Annotated in this window: 19 protein-coding genes; 9 read left to right on the forward strand and 10 right to left on the reverse strand. The window is 73.7% G+C overall.

The window, feature by feature from the left end; all coding sequences use genetic code 11:
- Nucleotides 1-225: 225 nt before the first annotated feature.
- The 6 genes from HDA34_RS08330 to paaA are packed head-to-tail and all read right to left on the reverse strand — an operon-like array spanning nt 226 to nt 4,861.
- A complete protein-coding gene (locus HDA34_RS08330) occupies nt 226-1,011 on the reverse strand; it encodes an enoyl-CoA hydratase/isomerase family protein (RefSeq protein ID WP_095347243.1) in 786 nt (261 codons plus the stop codon).
- A 31-nt stretch (nt 1,012-1,042) separates the two neighbouring features.
- Nucleotides 1,043-2,212: a 1,2-phenylacetyl-CoA epoxidase subunit PaaE gene (gene paaE / locus HDA34_RS08335; protein WP_134377426.1), complete on the reverse strand. Its 1,170-nt coding sequence runs from the start codon at nt 2,210-2,212 to the stop codon at nt 1,043-1,045.
- Nucleotides 2,212-2,721, reverse strand: a complete 510-nt coding sequence (paaD, locus tag HDA34_RS08340) for a 1,2-phenylacetyl-CoA epoxidase subunit PaaD (RefSeq protein ID WP_044658766.1) — start codon at nt 2,719-2,721, stop codon at nt 2,212-2,214. The genes paaE and paaD overlap by 1 nt, the downstream gene beginning before the upstream one ends.
- Nucleotides 2,718-3,551: a 1,2-phenylacetyl-CoA epoxidase subunit PaaC gene (gene paaC / locus HDA34_RS08345; protein ID WP_134377425.1), complete on the reverse strand. Its 834-nt coding sequence runs from the start codon at nt 3,549-3,551 to the stop codon at nt 2,718-2,720. The genes paaD and paaC overlap by 4 nt, the downstream gene beginning before the upstream one ends.
- Complete coding sequence (gene paaB, locus HDA34_RS08350; RefSeq protein ID WP_002857863.1) at nt 3,548-3,850, reverse strand: 1,2-phenylacetyl-CoA epoxidase subunit PaaB; 303 nt, start codon at nt 3,848-3,850, stop codon at nt 3,548-3,550. Before paaB ends, paaC begins: the two co-directional genes overlap by 4 nt.
- 3 nt (nt 3,851-3,853) lie before the next feature.
- On the reverse strand, nt 3,854-4,861 hold the full coding sequence (paaA, locus tag HDA34_RS08355) for a 1,2-phenylacetyl-CoA epoxidase subunit PaaA (protein ID WP_134377424.1): 1,008 nt from the start codon (nt 4,859-4,861) through the stop codon (nt 3,854-3,856).
- Nucleotides 4,862-5,120: 259 nt separating this feature from the next.
- Between paaA and HDA34_RS08360 the strand changes: the two genes are divergently transcribed.
- Nucleotides 5,121-5,558, forward strand: a complete 438-nt coding sequence (locus tag HDA34_RS08360) for a hypothetical protein (protein ID WP_134377423.1) — start codon at nt 5,121-5,123, stop codon at nt 5,556-5,558.
- A 29-nt stretch (nt 5,559-5,587) separates the two neighbouring features.
- On the forward strand, nt 5,588-7,087 hold the full coding sequence (locus HDA34_RS08365) for a hypothetical protein (RefSeq protein WP_310735468.1): 1,500 nt from the start codon (nt 5,588-5,590) through the stop codon (nt 7,085-7,087).
- Nucleotides 7,088-7,121: 34 nt separating this feature from the next.
- On the opposite strand, the gene HDA34_RS08370 is transcribed toward HDA34_RS08365, so the two are convergent.
- A complete protein-coding gene (locus HDA34_RS08370; RefSeq protein WP_134377421.1) occupies nt 7,122-9,035 on the reverse strand; it encodes an FAD-binding monooxygenase in 1,914 nt (637 codons plus the stop codon).
- Nucleotides 9,036-9,233: 198 nt separating this feature from the next.
- Here HDA34_RS08370 and HDA34_RS08375 point away from each other — a divergent pair, with 198 nt between their 5' ends.
- Both HDA34_RS08375 and HDA34_RS08380 read left to right on the forward strand, forming a co-directional pair.
- Nucleotides 9,234-9,962, forward strand: a complete 729-nt coding sequence (locus tag HDA34_RS08375) for an IclR family transcriptional regulator (RefSeq protein WP_134377420.1) — start codon at nt 9,234-9,236, stop codon at nt 9,960-9,962.
- A 56-nt stretch (nt 9,963-10,018) separates the two neighbouring features.
- The gene (locus HDA34_RS08380; protein ID WP_179288589.1) at nt 10,019-11,149 is read left to right on the forward strand and encodes a histidinol-phosphate transaminase; all 1,131 of its coding nucleotides are present in this window, start codon (nt 10,019-10,021) and stop codon (nt 11,147-11,149) included.
- A 16-nt stretch (nt 11,150-11,165) separates the two neighbouring features.
- Here the strand turns inward: HDA34_RS08380 and HDA34_RS08385 are convergent, their stop codons facing one another.
- Complete coding sequence (locus tag HDA34_RS08385; protein WP_134377419.1) at nt 11,166-11,687, reverse strand: HPP family protein; 522 nt, start codon at nt 11,685-11,687, stop codon at nt 11,166-11,168.
- A 540-nt stretch (nt 11,688-12,227) separates the two neighbouring features.
- Between HDA34_RS08385 and HDA34_RS08390 the strand changes: the two genes are divergently transcribed.
- From HDA34_RS08390 to HDA34_RS08400, 3 genes are read left to right on the forward strand one after another with little or no spacing between them, the layout of a single operon-like run.
- Nucleotides 12,228-13,190 (forward strand): hypothetical protein, encoded by a 963-nt coding sequence (locus HDA34_RS08390; RefSeq protein ID WP_134377418.1) that lies wholly within the window; start codon nt 12,228-12,230, stop codon nt 13,188-13,190.
- Between the two features lie 17 nt (nt 13,191-13,207).
- Entirely contained in the window at nt 13,208-14,476 is a 1,269-nt protein-coding gene (locus HDA34_RS08395) for a hypothetical protein (RefSeq protein WP_134377417.1), read from the forward strand.
- Nucleotides 14,473-15,153 carry an ABC transporter ATP-binding protein gene (locus HDA34_RS08400; RefSeq protein WP_134377416.1) on the forward strand — a complete coding sequence of 227 codons (681 nt, stop codon included), beginning with the start codon at nt 14,473-14,475 and terminating at the stop codon, nt 15,151-15,153. Before HDA34_RS08395 ends, HDA34_RS08400 begins: the two co-directional genes overlap by 4 nt.
- Before the next feature lie 151 nt (nt 15,154-15,304).
- Here HDA34_RS08400 and HDA34_RS08405 read toward each other — a convergent pair whose 3' ends face one another.
- Nucleotides 15,305-17,374 (reverse strand): LysM peptidoglycan-binding domain-containing protein, encoded by a 2,070-nt coding sequence (locus HDA34_RS08405; protein WP_134377415.1) that lies wholly within the window; start codon nt 17,372-17,374, stop codon nt 15,305-15,307.
- A 321-nt stretch (nt 17,375-17,695) separates the two neighbouring features.
- Here HDA34_RS08405 and HDA34_RS08410 point away from each other — a divergent pair, with 321 nt between their 5' ends.
- On the forward strand, nt 17,696-18,025 hold the full coding sequence (locus HDA34_RS08410; RefSeq protein ID WP_002857882.1) for a bifunctional 3-phenylpropionate/cinnamic acid dioxygenase ferredoxin subunit: 330 nt from the start codon (nt 17,696-17,698) through the stop codon (nt 18,023-18,025).
- Nucleotides 18,022-19,311, forward strand: a complete 1,290-nt coding sequence (locus HDA34_RS08415) for an NAD(P)/FAD-dependent oxidoreductase (protein WP_134377414.1) — start codon at nt 18,022-18,024, stop codon at nt 19,309-19,311. Before HDA34_RS08410 ends, HDA34_RS08415 begins: the two co-directional genes overlap by 4 nt.
- A gap of 28 nt (nt 19,312-19,339) precedes the next feature.
- Here HDA34_RS08415 and HDA34_RS08420 read toward each other — a convergent pair whose 3' ends face one another.
- The gene (locus HDA34_RS08420) at nt 19,340-20,836 is read right to left on the reverse strand and encodes a protein adenylyltransferase SelO (RefSeq protein WP_134377413.1); all 1,497 of its coding nucleotides are present in this window, start codon (nt 20,834-20,836) and stop codon (nt 19,340-19,342) included.
- Between the last annotated feature and the right edge of the window lie 94 nt (nt 20,837-20,930).

Below are 20,930 nucleotides of genomic sequence, written 5' to 3' on the forward strand. Positions count from 1 at the left end.
TCCTGGGATGCGGGGCGGCGGCCGACCGTGAGACGGCGGCGGGACGGTGTGGCACCCGACCGATCGGTCGGGAAGTGACACCCGTCACCGTATACGACCCCATGTGACTTACGCCACGATCCAGGCTGATGACGGGAATGTGACGCGGCGTAGCCGGGACGACGACGGCGCCGCGCCCCTCGTGCGAAGGGTGCGGCGCCGTCGTCGGTGGCGGGGTGCGGCGGCTCAGCCGCGGCCGGTGAACTCCGGCTTCCGCTTCTCCTGGAAGGCCTGGAAGCCCTCGGCGTAGTCGGCGGTGCCGCAGAGCTCGCCCTGGGCGATGTTCTCCGCGTCGAGGGACTCCCACAGGCCCACGCGCCGGTCGCGGACCTGGGCCACGAGCTCCTTCGACGCGCGGAACGCGAGGGTCGCGCCGGAGGCCACCTGGGCGACCTTGGCGCGGGTGAACTCGAGCAGCTCGTCCGCGGGCAGGGCCCGGGAGAACAGCCCGGCCTGGACGGCCTCGGCGCCCGAGAGGAGCTCGGCCGTGTAGATCAGGTCCAGGGTGCGGTGCGCGCCCAGGCGCTCGGTGAACAGCCAGTGGCCGCCCGAGTCCAGGGTGGCCCCGAGGTTCGCGAACGGCGAGCCGATCTTCGCGTCCTCGGCCACGTACACCACGTCCGTGGCGATCGCGAGGCCGAGGCCCACGCCCAGGCAGGCGCCCTGCACCGCGGCGAAGGTGGGCACCGGGATCTCGGACATGGCCCGCAGCACCGGGGTGACCCTGTCCCGCAGGTAGGCGGTGGCGTCGTCCTCGGCCGGGACCACGGCGGAGATGTCGCGGCCCGCGCAGAAGCCGCGGCCCTCGCCGCGCAGCAGCACGGCCCGGACCTCGCCGGACTCGACGCCGGCGGCGGCCCGCTCGTAGGCGGCCTGGAGTTCGGCCAGCGCGGCCTCGTCCAGGGCGTTCATCCTCTGGGGGGCGTCCAGCACGATCTCGGCGACGCCGTTCTCGACGGTGATCTCGATCATCGGGGGCTCCTTCGGTCTCGTGGGCGGGCGCTCAGGCGTCGAAGTCCAGCGTGATCGAGTCGGAGGTCGGGCGGGTCTGGCACGTGAGCACGTAGCCCTTCTCCACCTCGTCCTTCTCGAGCGCGTAGTTCTCGTCCATCTCGTACGCGCCGTCGACGACCTTGGCGCGGCAGGTGCCGCACACGCCGCCGGCGCAGGCGAAGGGCACGTCCGAGCGGACGCGCAGCGCGGCGTTGAGGACGGTCTCGTGGGCAGACGTGGGGGACTCGACCTTGGCGGTGAGGCCGTCGAGGTTGAACTCGATGGTCACGTTGTCGCCCTGCGGGTCCACCTCCACCACGCGGCCGGAGTGGCCCTGCGGGTTCTCCGGGCGGCCGGTGGTGAACAGCTCGAAGCGCACGTCGTCCTCGGACACGCCGCGGGCGGCGAGCGTCTCACGGGTGAGCTGCACGAGCTCGAACGGGCCGCAGAGGAACCACTCGTCGGTACCCTGCACGTCGATCACGCGGTCCAGGAGGGTGGTGAGCTTGTCCTCGTCGATGCGACCGGAGAGCAGCGGGGACACGCGCTGCTCGCGGGAGAGCACGTGGTGCACCGTGAACCGGGCCGGGTACTTGTCCTTGAGGTCGCCGATCTCCTCGGCGAACATCACGTCCATGGCGGAGCGGTTCGCGTAGACCAGGTCGAAGCGCGAGGTCTCGGAGGCCGCGAGCACGGCCTTGGCGATCGCCATGATCGGGGTGATGCCCGAGCCGGCCGCGAACGCCACCAGGTGCGTGTCCTTCTTCTCCGCGACCTTCTCCGCCGCCACCCTCTGGGCGTCGTTGAGGGAGGTGACGTGCGTGCGGGACGTGAACGCGCCCTGCGGGTTCATCACGTCGATCCTCTCGCCGACCTCGAGGCTCTCGTTGGCCCACGTGGAGAACGTGCCGCCGATGTCCTTCTTCACGGCCACGCGGATCTCGCCGCGCTTCGGGACGGCGCAGATCGAGTAGGACCGGCGCACCTCGGCGCCGTCGAGCTCCTTGCGCAGGGCCACGTACTGACCCGGCACGTAGTCGTAGTCGTCGGCGAGCTCCTCGGGCACCGCGAAGGTGACCTCCACGGAGTCGTCGGTCAGGCGGCGCAGCTCGGACACCTCGAGGGTGTTGAACGTGGCGCGGCGCTTGCCGGTGGTGGGGGCGTCGGTGGTCTCGGTCATCAGTGCACCTTGAAGTAGTCGAAGGGCTCGAGGCACTCCCGGCAGGTGTAGAGGGCCTTGCAGGAGGTGGAGCCGAAGCGGGTGATCTCGCGGGTGTTCAGGGAGTGGCAGCGCGGGCACTTCACGGCCATGCCGATCCTGATCGGGCCGTCCGTGGTGCGCGCGACGGGCGGGGCGATGCCGTACTCGTTGAGCTTGGCCTTGCCCTCGTCCGTCATCCAGTCCGTGGTCCACGCCGGCTGGAGCACCAGGCGCACCTCGGCGTCGGGGAATCCGGCGCGCTCGAGCGCGCGGGTGACGTCCGTGGTGATGGTGTCCATGGCGGGGCAGCCGGAATAGGTGGGCGTGATGACGACGACGGCCCTCTCGCCATCGGCCCGTGCCTCCCGGAGGATCCCGAGGTCCGCGATGGACAGCACGGGGATCTCCGGGTCGTGCACGGTGGAGGCCGCATCCCAGACCCGCGCGTCGGCGGGATCGGCGGGGCGCAGCTCGCTGGCGGTGGTCACCAGGTCGCTCCCGGGTGACGGCGCGCCAGGGACTGCATCTCCGCGAGGATGTACCCGCGGTACTCGCTCATGGCGCCGGAACGGTCGCCGCCGCGGGCGGTGCCCGTCGTCGGGACGGTCAGGCCGGCCTCCTCGATGGCCGCGCGGATGCGGGTCATCGTGGGCTCCTCGAGCGAGGACGGCAGCACGGCGACGCCCTGCTCGGCGAGGGCGCGGACGACGTCGTCGTCGTGGAAGAGCTCGGCCACGTAGGGCCACAGCTCGTCCAGGCCGCGCTGCATGCGGCGCTTCGACTCCTCGGTGCCCAGGCCCAGGCGCTGCAGCCACAGGGCGGCGTGGTCCTGGTGGTACAGGACCTCCTTGAGGGCCTTGTCCGCGATGGCGGCGAGCGTGGGGTCCGTGGACTCGCGCAGGCGGGTGTACAGCTCGTACGAGTAGAACGAGTAGTACAGCTGGCGGGCGATCGTCTTGGCGAAGTCGCCGTTCTCGGCCTCCACGAGGCGGACGGAGCGGAACTCCTCCTCGTCGCGGAAGTACGCGAGCTCGTCCTCGGTCTTGCCCCATGCCGTGCCGGCGTAGGAGAGGAGGAAGCGGGCGTGGCCCACGAGGTCCAGGGCGATGTTGCCCAGGGCGATGTCCTCCTCGAGCTCCGGGGCGCGCGAGATCCACCAGGACAGGCGCTGGCCGAGCATCAGGGCGTCGTCACCGAGGGCGAGGGCGTAGCGGGCGACGTCGTCGCTCGCCTTCTGCTCGCCGGCCGCGATCTCCTCCGCGGTGATGGCCACGCCCGCGGAGTGCTTCGTGGCGGAGTCGTTGGTCGCGAAGCTCACAGGTGCGGCACCCCCTCGGACTGCTGGTAGTAGGTGGCGTGACGGTAGGACTTGCCCTGCGGGGACTCGAAGAAGCCGCCCTTGGAGTCCGGGTCGGAGGCCGCGATGGCCTCGGCCGGGACGACCCACACGGAGGTGCCCTCGTTGCGGCGGGTGTACAGGTCGCGCGCGTTGCGCAGCGCCAGGGTGGCGTCCGGGGCGTGCAGCGAGCCGGCGTGCACGTGGGAGAGGCCGCGGTTGGCGCGGACGAAGACCTCCCACAGGGGCCAGGCGTGGGAGGCGGCGGTGGTCTCGCTCATGGGTCAGGCTCCGATCAGGTGGGTCTCGGCCGGCGCGTTCTGCTCGGCCTGGCGGCGGGCGTAGGCGTCGGCGGCCTCGCGGACCCAGGCGCCCTCCTCGTGGGCCTGGATGCGGCGGGCCATGCGCTGGGTGTTCATGGGGCCGTTGCCCTTGATCACGGACATGAACTCGTCCCAGTCCAGCTCGCCGAAGTCGTAGTGGCCGCGCTCCTCGTTCCACTTCAGGTCCGGGTCCGGCAGGGTGAGGCCGAGGGCCTCGGCCTGCGGGACGATCATGTCCACGAAGCGCTGGCGCAGGTCGTCGTTGGAGAAACGCTTGACCTTCCAGGCCATGGACTGGCGGGAGTTGGGGGAGTCCTCGTCCGGCGGGCCGAACATCTGCAGGGCCGGGCCGTAGAAGCGGTCCACGGCGTCCTGGGCCATCTGCTTCTGCTCCGGGGTGCCGTGCGAGAGCTCGTAGAGGATCTCCCAGCCCTGGCGCTGGTGGAACGACTCCTCCTTGCAGATGCGCACCATCGCGCGGCCGTACGGGCCGTAGGAGGCGCGGCACAGCGGCACCTGGTTGCAGATCGCGGCGCCGTCGACGAGCCAGCCGATCGCGCCCATGTCCGCCCAGGTGCGGGCCGGGTAGTTGAAGATCGAGGAGTACTTCGCGCGGCCGGAGAGCAGCTGCTCGTTCAGCTCGTCCCGCGGGGTGCCGAGGGTCTCGGCGGCGGAGTACAGGTACAGGCCGTGGCCGGCCTCGTCCTGGACCTTGGCCATGAGGATCGCCTTGCGCTTCAGGGAGGGGGCGCGGGTGATCCAGTTGGCCTCCGGCTGCATGCCGATGATCTCGGAGTGCGCATGCTGGGAGACCTGGCGGGTCAGGGACTTGCGGTACGCCTCGGGCATCCAGTCGCGGGGCTCGATGCGCGAGTCCTCCGCGATCAGGCGATCGAAGTTCTCCTGGCCGGCCGCATCCTCGGGGGACGGGACGGAGGCCAGGTGCTGGGGGGAGCTGGTCTGCGTCATGGGGATCACCTCACGCTGAGTGCGGGCTGGTTCCGTGGTCAGGGCGCACCGGGGCGCACCGAATTACTGACCGCTCGTTCAGGATAGGCCAGGGTGTGACCTCGGTCAACACGCCGGAGCCGGTGCGACCCGGGTGCGATGCGGCCGCCGGGACGGTGCGGGAGGGTTGGCTCCTGCACAGGCGTTCCGACGGCGTCATCCATCCCCGGATCGCCCCTCGCCGCAGTCGCGGGGCCCGGGCCCTCCCTACGGTGGCCGCATGTCACCCCTCATCGGACCTCAGCAGATCGCCACGGCCCTGCGGGCCGTCGGACTCGACGACGACGCCGCCCGCCTGGTCGCGTGGGCCGACCCCGCCCGTCGCGAGCGGGAGGCCGCCGAGCAGGCACTCGCCGACTTCGCCGTGGCCCAGACGCAGCTGCGCACGGCGTTGGGCGGGCTGGTCAGCGCCGCCACGGATGTGCGCTCGGCGCTGCACACGGCATGGCGCGGCGAGGCCGCCGGCGCCTATGGGGAGGCCGTGCGGCGGGCGGCGACCCTGGCGGCGGAGCTCGAACGGGAGGCCGGGGAGTGGCTCGCCCTGCGGGCCACCGCCGAGCGGGAGGCGGAGGACGCGCGCCGGGACGCGGAGGCCCGGCAGCGGGCGGCCGAGGAGACGGCGCTGGCCGTCCTGCGCTCGTTGGCGGTGGCGGCGTGACCGGCGGGCGGGGTGCCGGCCCGGGGGCGGTGGCCTTCAGCACGCACGGCGGACCGGGCTCGATCTACGCGGAGGCCGAGGAGATGCGCGTCGTGGCCGGGCGGCACGAGCACGCCGCCGAAGAGGCGGCCGGAGCCTCGTGGCAGGTCGACGCGGCCGCCTTCGGGCTGGGCCGGTCGGCCACGTGGCTCGCCTCCGCCGCCCTGCTGCAGGAACGGCTGGTGGAGGCGGTCGGTCGGGTGCGGAGCCTGTCGGAGCAGTGCGCCGAGCTGCACCGCGACCTGCTCTCCGCGGCGGCCCGCTACGAGGAGGCCGAGCGCGCGGCGGCCGGCATCATGGCCGCCGAGGACGCCTCCCTGGGGGAGCTGCCGGCGCTGCTCTGGCGGGACGGCCATGACGGCCTCACCACCCGCGAGGCGGAGCGGCTCGTGCAGGACCTCGTCCAGGCGGTGCCCGAGGCCATCGTGTCCGCCGCGCTCGCGGCCACCGGGTTCCCCCTGCTCGCGGCCCTGGCACGGATCGACGTGAAGATGCTGACGAGGGCGCAGAAGCGCGTGCTGAAGCGGCCCGTCTCCACCGCGGCGAAGAAGGGGACGGACGCCGCGTCGGACCTCACCGAGGCGCTGCGGGTCTCCCCGGACGAGGCGTGGACCGTGGCGGCGGACGCCCTGACCCTCGCCGGCGCGGCGCCCCGGGGCGCGGTGACCCCGCACGGGGCGCCGCAGGACCGGCCGACCGCGCCCGCCCTGCTGGACGGCTCGGCCACGGGGCTGGCCTCTCTCATCCCGCGTGGGGAGGGGGACGGGGACCTCACGGTCACGGAGGTGGTGCGGGAGAACGGGAGCCGCGCCTGGGTGGTGGGCCTGCCGGGCACCCGCGGCGGCCTGATCCCGGATCCCGAGTCGACCGACCCGTGGGACGCCGGCGGACTGCTGGACGCCCTCGGCTCCGAGTCCGAGGTCACGGCCCCGGCGGTGCGGGCGGCGCTCGAGGCGGCCGGCGTCCCGCACGGCGCCCCGCTCGTCCTGGCCGGCTACTCCCAGGGCGGGGTGCACGCCGTGAACCTGGTTGGCCGGGAGGACTTCACGTCCGTGTACCCCGTGGCCGGCGTCATGACGATCGCGGCGCCGTCCGGCAACGCGGTGGAGACCGGGCGGGCCGCGGTGCTGGAGTTCTCCTCGGACGGGGACCTGGCCGTCGCCGCGGACGGGGCGCCCACCCCCGTCTCGTCGCGCCGGGCCGAGGTGGTCTTCCACCCGGCCGGCCACGGGTGGGACGTGCCCGGGGGTGGCTTCCGGACCGGCTCTCCGCCGGCGGTGAAGGGCGACCTGGACGCCGCCCACGACTTCGAGGGCCAGGTGAACCTGATCCGGCAGTTCGAGGCCGCCGAGCCCGCGGCCCGGGCGGAGGTCGCCGGGCTCTCCGCCGCGTTGGCCGGGCTGACCGCGGGGACCGTGGCCTCGAGTCGGGCGGTGCGCCTGCGTCGCACGCCGCCGGAGGGGGGCCACCTGCCCCCGGGATCCCGGTGAGCGCACCGGCGGCGGGGTGCCTGCCTCCGCCCGCTCAGTTCGCGTCGAGCAGCACGCCCGCGAAGAACGCGTTCAGGCGGTCGACCTCGTCCAGGCCGAAGACGCCGGAGACGTACTGGTCCGGGCGGACCACGACGACGGCGCCGTCACGGCTGATGCCGCGGGCCTCGAAGATGTCCTCACCGTGCGTGGGCCGGCACGTGGCGAAGATGTTGTTCAGGTCGTGCAGGCCGAGGGAGCCGGTGGTCGGCCGGAAGACCGACGGCACGTCCGGGTGGGCGAACTCGGTCTGCTTCTGCTGGTACACGACCTTGATGTCGAAGCGGGCGTCCTCCGGCCCGTCCGACGGCGTGTGGCGGTTGCGGAAGGACCGCGGGTCCTCCTCGATCGCCTTCGCCCACGCCGCCACCTTCGAATCCTCGGCGCGCGGGGAGGCGGCGTCGGCGAACACGTAGACGCGCCAGCGGCCGTCCGCGCGGTGCAGGTGGCCCAGGTGCTTGACGTTGGTGTCGCACGAGCGCTCCACCAGCGCCGACTTGAAGCGCTTGCCGATGGGGTAGCCCTGCGCCAGCGCCTGGCCGGTGGCGTCCGTGGTGAGGAGGGAGGGCTGGTACTGCGTCATGAAGCCGGCCGGGAACTCGGCGGTCTTCGTGTAGAACTCGGCCACCTCGTTCGGGTCGCCCAGCTCGGAGGTGGGCTTGGCCATGAGCGTCGACCACTCCTTGTCGAAGTCGATCAGGTTCCTGGCGATCTCCTTGCGCTCCTCCGAGTAGGTCGGCACGAGCTCGACCGGGGCCATCCCGGAGAGCACCTGGCCCAGCTTCCAGCCGAGGTTCCAGCCGTCCTGCATGGACACGTTCATGCCCTGGCCGGCCTTCGCGGAGTGGGTGTGGCAGGCGTCGCCGAGCAGGAACACGTTGGGGTGGGCCACGCGCTCGCGGTTGTCGAAGCCCGAGGTGAGGCGGTGGCCCACCTCGTACACCGAATGCCAGGCGACCTCCTTCACGTCCAGCGTGTAGGGGCGCAGGATCTGCTGGGCCCGGCGGATGATCTCCTCGAGCGGGGTCTGGCGCACCTTGTGGTCGTCGTCCGCCGGGACCTCGCCGAGGTCCACGTACATGCGGAACAGGTGGCCGCCCTCGCGGGGGATCAGGAGGATCGAGCCGCTGGACGAGTGGATCGCGCACTTGGTGCGGATGTCCGGGAAGTCCGTGTCGGCCAGTGCGTCCATGACGCCCCACGCGTGGTTCGCGGCGTCGCCGGTCAGGGTGTGGCCGATCGCCTTGCGGACGCGGGAGCCCGCGCCGTCCGCGCCCACCACGTACTTGGCGCGCACCTGGCGGGTCGGGCCTGAGGCGGGGTCCTCGAGGGCGTTGCCCTGGGCGTCCACGGTCCGGCGCAGGGTCACGAGCACGGGGTGCTCGCCGTCGTTCGTGTCCTCGAGGGTCTCGAACGCCCAGCCGTAGTCCGGCTGCGCGCGGGTGGGGGAGTTCTTCATGTACTCGGCGAACCAGTCCAGGATGCGGGCCTGGTTCACGATCAGGTGCGGGAACTCGGAGACGCCCTCCGGGTCGTCCTCGGCCAGCGAGGTGCGCACGATCGTGTCCGCGTCGTCCTCGGCCGGGTTCCAGAACGCCATGGAGGTCAGGTCGAAGGCCTCGTCGATGATCTCGCTCGCGAAGCCGAAGGCCTGGAAGGTCTCCACGGAGCGGGCCTGGATGCCGTCCGCCTGGCCGATCTCGAGGCGGTGGGGGCGGCGCTCGATGATGCGGGTGTGGACGTCCGGGAACATCGCGAGCTGGGCGGCGGCGATCATGCCGGCCGGGCCCGAGCCGACGATCAGCACGTCCATCTCGTCCGGCAGCTCGGCGGGGCGGTCCAGGCCGATGCCGGCCGCCACCTGGACGCGCGGGTTCGTGGAGACATAGCCGTGGTGGTGGAAGAGCATGGGGGTCCTTTCGCTGCGGGGGATGTCGCGGCGCGGTGCGCGTGCCACCCGACGGCGTGTTCTCTCAAAGAACACGGTGTTCTCCCTGGGAACACATGTGTGCCAGACTGTACGCGGACGTGACCGGGTTCACAACCGGCGCGTGAACCGACCACGCCCCGGGCGCGTCACGTCCGGCACGCGAGGCGAGGAGCACAGATGGCGGAGCACGACGGCGGCCCGGTCCGGGAGGGCGCACCCTCCCAGACGCTCTCCCGCGCGCTCACCCTGCTCGAGACCGTCGTGGAGGCGCCCGAGCCGCCCACCATCGCCGACCTCGCCGACGGCCTGGGCGTCCATCGCTCGGTCGCCTACCGCATGCTGCGCACCTTCGAGACCCATGGCCTGCTGCGCCGCGACGGTCTCGGCCGCGTCCACGCCGCCCCCGGCCTGGCCGTCCTCGCCCGCCGGGTGGAGCAGGATCTGCGCGCTGCGGCCATGCCGCACCTGACGGCCGTCTCCACCGACCTGGGCATGACCGCGTTCCTGGTGGTGTGGGACGGGGCCCACTGCCTCACCCTGGCCACGGCCGAGCCGCCCAGCGGCAACCTCGTCACGCAGCGGCCGGGGACCCGGCACCCCCTCGGGGTCGGTGCGCCGGGGATGGCGATCGCCGCCACCCTGACCGGACAGGAGTGGGCGCGGCTGTCCGGCGAGGCCCCGCCTGAGCGGCCCGAGCTCGACGACGTGCGGGAGCGCGGCTGGGCCGTCAGCTCCGACGAGGTCATCACCGGCGTCTCCTCGGTCGCCGTGCCGCTGCGGGTCCCCGGCCAGCTGCCCGCCGCCCTCGCCGTGGTCTACGCGACGCGGCCGGAGGACCCGGCGCGCCTCGGGGACCGGCTCGGTGAGGCGGCCCGGGCCGTCGCCGTCGCCTTCGGTGCGGCCTGAACCCGGGTCCCGTGGTGCCGCTCACGGCGTCCGCGGCCCGCATTACCCTGGTGGCCATGACTGATGACGCACAGCAGACGCCCGCCGTGGTCGCGCCCCACAAGAAGGTCGGCATGCTGCCGCCGTACGCCGCCGGCAAGCCGCCGGTCGCCGTCCCGGGCCTGCACCCCTACAAGCTCTCCTCGAACGAGAACCCCTACGCGCCCGTGTCCGGCGTGATCGACCGGGTGCGTCAGGTCGTGACCGGCCCGGAGGGCGCGCCCAGCACCCTCTGCCGCTACCCGGACACCCTCTCCACTGGCCTGCGCCAGGCCCTGGCCGCGCACCTGGACGTCCCGGCGGACGACGTCGTGACGGGTGCCGGCTCCCTCGGCGCCCTGGCCCAGGTCATCACCGCCTTCGCCGGCCACGGCGAGGCCGGGGAGGGTGACGAGGTGATCTTCGCGTGGCGCTCCTTCGAGGCCTACCCGATCGTGGTCCGCACCGCCGGTGCCGTAGACGTGCAGGTGCCGCTCACCGCGGACCACCGCCACGACCTGCCGGCCATGCTGGAGGCGATCACGGAGCGGACCCGCGTGATCCTGCTCTGCACCCCCAACAACCCGACCGGCCCCGTGCTCACGACCGCCGAGGTCGAGGACTTCCTGGCGCGCGTGCCCGCGCACATCCTCGTGGTCATCGACGAGGCGTACGTGGAGTTCGTCCGCGACGAGGACGCGGTCAAGGGCCTGGAGATGTACCGCAAGCACGCGAACGTCGTCGTGCTGCGCACCTTCTCGAAGGCGCACGGCCTGGCCAACCTGCGCGTGGGCTACTCGGTCTCGCAGCCGGAGATCACGAAGGCCCTGCGCACCGTTGCCACCCCGTTCGCGGTGTCCACGGTGGCCGAGGAGGCCGCGATCGCCTCGCTCGAGCACCTGGACGAGGTCCTCGAGCGCGTGCAGATCGTCGTCGACGAGCGCGAGCGCGTCGCCGCCGCCCTGGCCGAGGCCGGCTGGGACCTGCCCTCCTCGCAGGCCAACTTCGTGTGGCTGCCGCTCGGCGAGCGCACGCAGGCGTTCGCCGAAGCCGCCCAGGCCCGGGCCCTGTCCGTCCGGGCGTTCGCGGGCGAGGGCGTGCGCGTGAGCATCGGCGAGAAGGAGGCCAACGACCGCTTCCTCGAGGTCGCGCGCGACTTCCTGACGTGAGCGGGCCGGCGTGAGCTCACGCCGGCGGCCCGATCACCCGCCACATCAGGCGGCGGTACAGCAGCGCGCACGCGGTGAGGACCAGCGCCCCGGCGAGCACCGGGGTGACCAGGTAGTGCCAGTCCGCGTTGCTCAGCATGACCGTCAGCGCGGTGGCGCCCGCGGGGGCGTGGATGACGCGGAGCCCGGCCATGACGGCCATGGCCAGGCCCATGCCGGCCGCGAGCGAGTACCAGGCCAGGGGCAGCACGGAGATCACGGCGATCCCGCATGCGGCTGAGACCACGTGCCCCACGAGCACGTTGGCGGGGTGGGAGTGCGGGCCGTGCGGCACGAGGAACACGAGCACGCAGGACGAGCCGAAGGCGCCCACCAGCAGCGGCACGGAGGCCAAGTCCTCGCCGAGGCTGAGGGTGGCGATGGTCAGTGCCCCCGCGATCGAGGCCGCGAGGACCACATGCCAGGGCAGGCGGGGGGCCAGCGGGCGGCGCCACGGGTCCAGGAACCGCGGGGGACGCAGACCGGGCAGGCGGGTCATGCGCTCGTCTCATCTCCTCGTGACTCGGTCGCGGCCCGGTTCGGGCTCCTCCAGGGTAGGCCGCGGGCGGGGTCCGGGGGCGCCCGGGGGCGGAGAGGCCGGGTCTGTGACGGCCGCCCCGCGGCGCAGCGCCACGAGGGCGTCCTCGGCGTCCCACTCGTGCCTCGGGGGAACGCCGGTTGACTTATCCCGGGTGCGGCGGCCTACGACCGGTGATAACTCAACCGACGACGTCGGCCGGCAGGCCGCCCCGCGCCGTGAAAGGCCAGCGACACGGCAAGGGCGAGGCCCCCGAGCGCGGTCGGAATGCGCCGAGGAATCTCCTTGACACCCCGTCGGGGGGGGGGGGGGGGATGAGTACCCTACTCACAGGGATGTGGGAGGCGTCACAGGGGATCAGGGGATCCTCTGGGTGCCACACAGCAAGGAGGCCATCATGGCCCTGCTCAGGAAGACTGCGGCGTGGGGAGCCGCTGCGGTCGGTGCTGTGGCGCGGGTGCAGTACGGGGCCCTGTCCGAGCCCATCGGTGGGAACTGACCGTGACGGGCAGGGGACTCCGGACGCTCGGGCTGCTCGTCACCCGTGCCGTGCTGCTCGTGGCACTGTGCGGGCTGGCGCTGAGCCTCGTGGGCTCCCTGTCCGTCCACCATCGGCAGTACTTCGGAGCCGCGGAGTGCGGACCGGCCGTCTGGGATGTCGGCATCGGAGGCGGCAGCGAGGCCTGGTCCGTGGCAGAGGCCGCCACGACCGGGCGGAAACTCACCCTGATGGCGAGCGGGGCGGACCCCGGCGTGCGCCACCTGGCCGGCCCCGCGGCCCCGTGTCTTGCGGGCATCGACGTGCCGACCTTGGAATCTCTGCGGGCAGCGCGAGGGTTTCTGCTGCGCGAGGGCAGCATTCTGGCCGACCGGGCCGCTCGGAGCGGGGAACTGGCGGGCCGGCCTGTGGCCCTCGCCTCATCGGCCCGCTGGCGAGGACTGCCCTCGGACGGGGTGATCCAGCCGACCCCGGCGTTCGACAACGCCGCCGCCTACGTCGGGTTCCTCGTGGGCGACCCCGCCGACCTGGACGGATTCCTGCAGAACCTGCGAACCGCCGGCCTGGAAGTCGACGCGGCGCCGGCACCCACGGCGATGACCGCGTCGCTCGGGACGCCCGTGCTCGGCGTGACCTCGTCGCTGACCGGCCTCACTCTGATGAGCGTCACGGCGTTCTGGGTGCTGACTCTGCGCGCGGGGGAACGTCCCTCTTTGCGGGTGCTGCGCCTGCTCGGGGTCTCCCCGCTCCGGGCCGCCGTGTCTCGGGCTCGCGTGAGCCTGGTGCCGTTCCTCGGCGCTGCGGGGATCTCGGCCGCGCTGTGGCAGGGGATGGTGCTGACCGGCGCGGTCACGGAACCGTCCCCGCTCGTCGCGAGTGGCGTGATCCTGGTCGTGCTGCTGGGCGATGCCGTGCTCGTGGCGGCGACCCATGTGGTCTCCCTCTGGATGCGAGCGCCCCGGTGAGCCTCCGGAGTCTCGGCGTGGCTTGGAGCGACGGGCTGCGCGACACCCTGAGGTTCTGGCCGTTGGTGCTGGTCGCCTTCGTCCACGCGGTCGCCTCGTGCTCGCTCTTGGGACTGTCCTTCCAGCAGGCGAGCGAGGCGCAGGAGATCGATCGGCACCTGCAGCGGTGGGAGCAGCTCGGTGCGGCCTCGTTGCGGGGCTTCTATCTCGCGGGGCCAGGGGATCTGGAGGGAGGCGGCGCCGCGCCTGGCGACTCGCAGCAGGAGCCGCCCGAGCCCGACTTCTCTGCCGACTCCACGGCCGACTCCGCCGACGACGGTCGGCGCGCCGCCGCGCTGTTGGCCCTCCTGGCGGACCCGCACCGGACGGCGTACACGATGGACCCCTACGGGGACCGATTCGGCGACGACCTCCCCGGCGCCCTGCTGGTGACCGAGGACTTCTTCGCCGGGTCCGGTCTCGACGAGACGATGTCTCCGACGGGTCAGTCCCCGCATCGCGACGCCGGCGGCACTGCCGCTCCCTACGCGGTGCTGGGCAGCGACTCCTCGGCGAAGGACCCGTACGCGCTCACGGCCGGGGGCGTCCTGCCGCCGCCGACGCGTGTGCAGTTCCAGGACGCCATGATCCCGGTGACCGGACGACTGGCACCGGGCGCCACCGCTCTGGATCCGATGATGGGATCGGTTCCGCTGGACGAAGCCGTCCTGGTGGTCGTCCCGCCCTCGATGCTGGCGAGCCTGTACCCGCCAGACGCGTTGGAGGGCCTCCTGCTGCGCACCATCGTCCTGGGCCAGGACGCCGTCCCGGCACTGGATGCGGCAGGACGAGCCCTCGAAACGGACGCTCTGGTGGTCACCGCCGAACCCCTGACTCCGCAGTCCTCCGCGCTGCTGCAGTCCCTGAGCGCCAGCTCCCGCACGCTGCTCGTCCTATTCGGCGCGGCGGTGCTCGGCGCCGTCGTCTCCCTGTTCGGCGTTCTCGGCGTGCTCGCCCGGGCTCTCGCCCCCACCTGGCGGATCGCCGCGATGGTGGGCGCCGCCCGCTGGCAGGCCGCGGTGCGGATCATCGTTCCCGTGCTCTTCGCGTGGGTCCTGCCGGCCGCCGTCGGTCTCACCGCGGGCGCGTCCGCCCTGCCGGGGCCGCCGCCCACCGGTCTGACGTCCACCGCGCTCATCGCCGTCATGGCGATCGGCGCCGTCGCCACCCTGTCCTCCTGGCGCGCACTCGCGGCGACCTTCGGTCGCCGCCCCCGCCGCCACCGGCCGACCAAGGAGACCGCATGAGCCTCCTCGAAGTCCACGACGTGGACAAGACGTTCCTCTCCGGCGGGGAGGCGGTGCCCGTCCTCCGGGGGGCCTCTCTGCTGGTTCCGGCCGGTCAGATGCACGCCGTCACCGGGCCTTCCGGGTCCGGGAAATCCACCCTGCTGCGGATCCTCGCGTGCCTGGACTCCCCGGATTCGGGTCGCGTCCTGCTCGGGGGCGAACCTCTCCCGGAGCCGTGGAGCCGGGGCGGGGACCGGTATCGGAACCAGCGGTGCGGCATCGTCCTGCAGGACTTCGCCCTCATGGAGCACGCCACCGCACTGGAGAACGTGATGCTGCCCCTGCGCTACGGCCCGGACCGGGTCCCGCGTGGGGAGCAGCGACGCCGCGCGGGGGAGGCCCTCGAGCGGGTGGGGTTGGGAATGCGCACGGGTCACCGGGCCCGCACGCTGTCCGGCGGGGAGAAGCAGCGGGTGGCCGTCGCCCGGGCTCTCATCAACGAGCCGCCGCTGGTCCTGGCGGACGAGCCGACGGGTGCGCTGGACCAGGCGAGGACGCGGGACGTCGTCGACCTGCTGCGCGGAGCCGTGGGGCCTGAGCGAGCCGTGGTGGTCGTGACCCATGACCCGAGGGTGGCGGCCGCCTGCGACCGGCGCTGGCACCTCGTGGACGGGGAGCTGGCACCACAGGACTGAAGCGGCGCGCGCCCTCGTCGACTTCTCGTGGGGAGCAACGCCGGTTGACTTATCCCGGGTGCGGCGGCCTACGACCGGTGATAACTCAACCGACGACGTCGGCCCGCACCTTCACGCGCAGGCGCGGGCCGACGTCGTCCCGGCGGGGTGCTCAGGCGGTGCGCAGCACCATGCCCGGGTGGAGCATGGTCGAGACCGTCATGCCGTTGAGGCGCTGCAGGCGCTCCATGGAGACGCCCGTGCGCTGGGCGATGAGCCACCAGCCGTCGTTCGCCTGGACCACGTAGGTGGCGGGCGAGGGCGCCGGGGCGGAGGCGGTCTGGCCGGTCCGCAGCACCATCCCCGGGTGCAGCACGGTGGTCGCGGTCATGCCGTTGAGGCGCTGGAGGGTCTCCATCGTCACGCCGGTGCGGTGGGCGATGATCCACCAGCCGTCGCCCTCACGGACCGTGTACGTGCCCGGGGCGGGGGCCGGAGCGGGCGCGGGCGTGGAGGCCGGCGCCGTGGCGGCCGTGATGAGCACCATCCCCGGGTGCAGGACGGTCGACGCCGTCATGCCGTTGAGCCGCTGGAGCTCCGCGGCGGACACGCCGGTCCGTCGGGCGATGACCCACCGGCCGTCGTTCGGCTGCGCCGTGTACGTGCCGGTGGTGATGGGGGTGGGCTCCGGGGCGGTCGGGTCGGCGACGGTGCGCAGCACCATGCCCGGGTGGAGCACGGTCGACTCGGTCATGCCGTTGAGCTCCTGGAGGGTGGCCGCGGGCACGCCGGTGCGGCGGGCGATGGTCCACCAGCCGTCGTTCGGCTGCACCGTGTACGTGCCGGCGGTCGACGGCGCGGTCGTCGGGGCCGGCGTCGGAGCCGGGGTGGCCGCTGCCGGCGGCTGGCCGGCCGCCGTCGCGATGGCCTCGGCGCGGTCCCGCAGGTCGTCGAAGCGGGCCATCAGGTGCTGCCCCGGGCACGCGGTCGCGGACGTGGCCCGGTGCGGGAAGATCGTGTCCACGGTGACGGGCGTACCCGCGGCGTACTTCGTGCTGCCGCCCGAGGTCAGGGTGACCCGGCCCCGCGCGTCGATGCCGTCGCGGTACAGGTAGTAGGCGGTGGCGCGGGCCATCGCGTCCACGACCTCCTCGGACGGGGCGACCACGTCGTAGTCGCCCATCGTGGAGATGCCCATCGTGCCCCGGTTGAACCCGCCCGCGTGCGTGCCCAGCGGGTTCGAGTCCAGGGCGCCGCGACGGCCCTCGTAGATGTTGCCGAAGCGGTCCGTGATCAGATGGTACGGGAAGTCGCCCCAGCCGAGGGTCTTCGTGTAGTACGCGTAGATGCCGCGCATCTGCTCCACGGCCTGGGCGCGTGTGTAGTCATTGGTGCCGGCCGTGTGGTGGATGGTCAGCGCGCGCACCTGGTCGAACTGCGGGGAGGACTCGGCCCAGGACTCGTCCGCGCCCCACTGCGCGCGGGTGATCACGTCCGGGAGGATCTTCGCGCGCGCATCCGAGGCCGTGGCCACGGTGTGGGCCTCGGCGGGCTCCGCGCCCCCGACGACGGCGCTCGACTTCACGCCCCGGGGCAGGCCGGCGGTCTCGGCGGCCTGCTCGGCGGTCACGGCCGGGTGCGCGCTCGCGACGGTCTCGTCCGTGGCGGCCGTGCCCGGGTCGATGAGGGACAGCTCGAGGCCGGCCGGGGCCGCGCCGTCGGCGGTGGTCACGCGCAGCTGGGCGCCGTCCGCGCCGAACGCGACGAACGGGTCCGTGCCGGTGCGCGCGGGGGCGGCGTCCTCGGGCAGGACGGGCCGATCCAGGACCTGCCACGGGCCCCAGGCCCCGTCCTGACGCACGCGGATCTCCACGCGCTCGACGGCGTCGTCCGCCGCGGTGTCCCATACGGCGGCGGCCACCGTGAACGGGCGGTCCACCACGGGCTCGCCGAGCACGACGCCGGCCGGGGCCTCCTCGGCCGGGACGAGGTTCTCGCCCTCCTGCGGGACGGTCGCGACGCCGGCGCCCTCGACGGGAGCGGCCGACGCGGGGGTCGCGGCCGTCCCGGCGGTCGTGGCGCGGGCGGCGTCGTCGCGAGGGCGTGCGTCGGGGGCGCCCTCCGTGGTCGCGGACGGCTGCTGCGGGAGCAGGCCGCCGACGAGGACGGAGAGCGCGGCGACCGCGACGGCGGGCGCGAGCGGGCGGGGGGACGCGGCGGAACCCGGCAGGAGAATCTTCATGCGGATGCCGTCGGAAGGTGGAGTGCCCGAGGAATGACAGGCGCGGGCCGTGTCGCTTTCCCGGGTCGGTGACGTGGTGCGGGCGGGATGACGGCCGGAGAGCCGTCGTGATCGTAGCGTGATCGACCATTCCCGGGAACCTTTTTCTCAGGCTTGTCGGGTCATTTCATGCCCCCGTGATGTCCGGTTCATCCATTCACAGGTGGGCACGGTGTGGCGCCGGGGCGGAGCACAGCGGAGGGGTGTCGGGTCCGCGCCGGGGGATACGGTGACGGGAGACCACCACGGGCCGCCCGGCCCGGGAACCAGAGGAGGCAGACCATGGCGGAGCCGATCCACATCGGCGCGGCGGCGGACGTCCCGGAGGGCGAGGCGATCGTCGTCCCGGCGGCGACGGCGGGGACGAGGGACGACGTCGCGGTGTTCCACACGGACGCGGGCGAGTTCCACGCGATCGACGACACGTGCACCCACGAGGACGCCTCGCTGGCCGAGGGCTGGCTCGAGGACGACCGCGTGGAGTGCCCGCTGCACGCCGCGCAGTTCTGCCTGCGCACCGGCGAGGCGCTCTGCCTGCCCGCCACCAAGGGCGTCGGCGTGCACCGCGTCGAGGAGCGCGAGGGCCAGCTCTACCTCGTCCCCGGCGCATGAGCCACGACGTCGAGGCCCCGGCGGGCGTGCCCGGCTCGGTCGCGGTGGTGGGCGGCGGCGTCGCGGGCTTCGCCGTGGTCCGCGAGCTGCGGCGTCGCGGTTTCGCGGGCGGGATCGCACTCGTGGACCCGCAGGGCGTGCCCTATGACCGGCCGCCCCTGAGCAAGGAGTTCCTGACCGGCGACGCGGACGCGCACCGCCTGCTGCTCGCCCCGCCGGCATGGTTCGCCGAGCACGGGGTGGAGCTGGTGGAGGACGAGGCGGTCCGGGTGGTGCCGGGCGGCGTCCACCCCGACGGCGGCCCCGCGCCCCACCGGGTGGAGACGGCCTCCGGGCGGGTCCTGGAGGCGGACGCGGTCGTGCTCGCCACGGGCGGGCGACCCCGGGCCCTCGACGTCGCCGGCGCCGACCACCCGGACCTGATCACCCTGCGCACCCGCGCCGACGCCGAGGCCCTGCGCGACCGCCTGACGTTCGGGGCCGAGGTGGCGGTCGTGGGCGGCGGCTTCACGGGGGCGGAGGTCGCGGCCGCGGCGCGCCGCTCGCTCGCCGCGGTGACGCTCGTGACCGGGACGGACGCCCCGGCTCGCGCGGCGGTCGGGCCGGCGCTGGCCGCCCGCCTGCACCGGATGCACGTCGAGCACGGGGTCGCTGTCGAGGTCGGCCGGGCGGCCTGGATCGAGCACCGGGACGCCGACGGCGGCGCCGCGCTGCCGGCCGCCCACCGGCTCCACCTCCACGACGGGCGGGCCGTGGACGCCGACGTCGTGGTGCTGGCCGGGGGCACCGTGCCGGACACCGCCCTCGCCGAGGACGCCGGTCTGGAGGTGGCCGACGGCGTGCTCACGGACGCGATGGGCCGCACTGCCGTGCCCGGGATCCTGGCCGTGGGTGACGCCGCGCGCGCCCGGGAGTCCGCGTGGGCGCCGTCGCGGCACTGGGAGCCGGCCCTGCGGTCCGGTGCGGCCGCCGCGGCGGCGATCCTGGGGGAGCAGGCGGACGCCCCGGGCGCCCCGTGGTTCTGGTCCGACCGGTACGACGCCCACGTGGAGGCCGTGGGGGACATGACGGTGCCGGCCGGTGGGCGGATCGTGGATCGCGAAGTGCGCGGGACGGTGGTGGCGAGCTTCGCGCTGGCCGCGGACGGGACCCTGCGCGGGGCCGCGTCGATCGACGACCCCATGACCGTCAAGGCCGGCCGGCGCATCATCGACCGGGGGATCGTGGTGGACGCCGCCGCGCTCGCGGACCCGGCCGTGCCGGTCAAGTCGCTGGCGCGGGGGTGAGGGCGCCCGTTTAGTCAACGACAAGCGGTCAGGTGCCGCAGTAGGTGACGAACGGGGCCCCGTCCGCCGGACCCGGCTCCGCGTACCGCTCGAACCCGGGGCGCGGGGTGAAGAGATCCGTGACGGCCTCGAGCAGCCGGTGGACGGCGGTGAGATCCCCGTCCTCCGCGGCCGTCAGGGCCTCGTCGAGCAGGTGGTTCCGCGGGATGTAGACGGGGTTCACCGCGCGCATCCGGGCCGGATCGGGACCCATCGCCCGCCAGTCCGCGAGCCAGGCGGCGAGCCCCGCGGGGTCCGGGGCGCCGGGGACGAGTCGTGCCGCCTCGGTGCGGGCCGCGTCGTCGTCCACGGGCGCCGCCGTGTGCTCGGCCAGCCGCACCCAGAACGAGGTCCAGTCGGCCCGCGCCGCGGCCAGCCACGGGAACAGGCGGTCGGTGAGCGCGGCGACGTCGTCCTCCGCCACGGACGCCGGGAGACCGAGCTTGTCCCGCAGTCCGCCCCGCCACGCCGCGAGATGGGCGCCGTGGAACCTGCCCAGCGCCTCCTGGGCGAGTGCGACGGCGCGGTCGGGGTCGTCGTCGAGCACGGGCACGAGGGCCTCGCCGAGCCGAGCGAGGTTCCACGCCGCGATGGGCCCCTGGTTGCCGTACGCGTACCGGCCCTGGGTGTCGATCGAGGAGAAGCTCGCGGCCGGGTCGAAGGCGTCGATGAACGCGCAGGGGCCGTAGTCGATGGTCTCGCCGGATAGGGTCATGTTGTCCGTGTTCATCACACCGTGCACGAAGCCGACGAGCATCCAGCGGGAGATGAGCTCGGCCTGCGCGGCGATCACCGCCTCGTAGAGCGCGAGCGCGGGGTGCTCGGCGTCGGTGGCGTGCGGGTGGTGGCGGGCGATGGCCTCGTCGACGATCCGGCGCAGCACCTCCGTGGGGTGCGCCTGCTCGGGGAGGGCCGCGGCGTACTGGGCCGTGCCGACGCGCAGGTGCGACGCGGCCGTCCGGGCCAGCACCGCACCCGGCAGCACGGTCTCGCGGCGGACCGGGTGGCCCGTGCCGACGACGGCCAGCGCCCGCGTGGTCGGCACGCCGAGGGCGTGCATCGCCTCGGAGACCACGTACTCGCGGAGCATGGGGCCGAGCACGGCCTGCCCGTCGGCGTTGCCGCGCGCGAAGGGCGTGCGACCGGAGCCCTTGAGATGCAGGTCGTGGAGCCGACCGTCCGGAGCCGTGAGCTCGCCGAGGAGGAGGGCGCGCCCGTCACCCAGGCGGGGAGAGTAGTGGCCGAACTGGTGGCCCGCGTACGCCTGCGCGACCGGCCGCGCGCCCGGGCCGGGCTGCTCGCCGGTGAGGAAGGAGACGCCGTCGTCGGTGGCGAGCCACTCGGCGTCGAGGCCGAGCTCCGCCGCGAGGCCGGCGTTGAGCAGGACGAGCTGCGGGCCGTCCGTGGCCTGGGCCTGCCAGGGCAGGGCGAGCTCCGGGAAGGTGTCGGCGAAATGCGAGCTCAGGGCGGGAACGGACGCGGTCATGGGGCCACGCTACGTGGAGGAGGACGGGTGTTCACGGGCCGACTCCCACCGCACCCGTCCTTTCGAGGCGGGAAATCGACCCCACGGGCGTGGA

Source organism: Micrococcus luteus (assembly GCF_014138885.1).
Classification (GTDB): domain Bacteria; phylum Actinomycetota; class Actinomycetes; order Actinomycetales; family Micrococcaceae; genus Micrococcus; species Micrococcus luteus.

Excerpts from the sequence above, each read along its gene's own strand:
- HDA34_RS08375 (WP_134377420.1), top strand. The coding sequence starts at position 9,234 with ATGGCGGAGCACGACGGCGGCCCGGTCCGGGAGGGCGCACCCTCCCAG.
- HDA34_RS08415 (WP_134377414.1), top strand. The coding sequence starts at position 18,022 with ATGAGCCACGACGTCGAGGCCCCGGCGGGCGTGCCCGGCTCGGTCGCG.
- HDA34_RS08405 (WP_134377415.1), bottom strand. The coding sequence starts at position 17,374 with ATGAAGATTCTCCTGCCGGGTTCCGCCGCGTCCCCCCGCCCGCTCGCG.
- HDA34_RS08380 (WP_179288589.1), top strand. The coding sequence starts at position 10,019 with ATGACTGATGACGCACAGCAGACGCCCGCCGTGGTCGCGCCCCACAAG.
- HDA34_RS08360 (WP_134377423.1), top strand. The coding sequence starts at position 5,121 with ATGTCACCCCTCATCGGACCTCAGCAGATCGCCACGGCCCTGCGGGCC.
- HDA34_RS08400 (WP_134377416.1), top strand. The coding sequence starts at position 14,473 with ATGAGCCTCCTCGAAGTCCACGACGTGGACAAGACGTTCCTCTCCGGC.
- HDA34_RS08370 (WP_134377421.1), bottom strand. The coding sequence starts at position 9,035 with ATGCTCTTCCACCACCACGGCTATGTCTCCACGAACCCGCGCGTCCAG.
- HDA34_RS08385 (WP_134377419.1), bottom strand. The coding sequence starts at position 11,687 with ATGACCCGCCTGCCCGGTCTGCGTCCCCCGCGGTTCCTGGACCCGTGG.
- paaB (WP_002857863.1), bottom strand. The coding sequence starts at position 3,850 with ATGAGCGAGACCACCGCCGCCTCCCACGCCTGGCCCCTGTGGGAGGTC.
- HDA34_RS08330 (WP_095347243.1), bottom strand. The coding sequence starts at position 1,011 with ATGATCGAGATCACCGTCGAGAACGGCGTCGCCGAGATCGTGCTGGAC.
- paaA (WP_134377424.1), bottom strand. The coding sequence starts at position 4,861 with ATGACGCAGACCAGCTCCCCCCAGCACCTGGCCTCCGTCCCGTCCCCC.
- HDA34_RS08410 (WP_002857882.1), top strand. The coding sequence starts at position 17,696 with ATGGCGGAGCCGATCCACATCGGCGCGGCGGCGGACGTCCCGGAGGGC.
- HDA34_RS08420 (WP_134377413.1), bottom strand. The coding sequence starts at position 20,836 with ATGACCGCGTCCGTTCCCGCCCTGAGCTCGCATTTCGCCGACACCTTC.
- paaE (WP_134377426.1), bottom strand. The coding sequence starts at position 2,212 with ATGACCGAGACCACCGACGCCCCCACCACCGGCAAGCGCCGCGCCACG.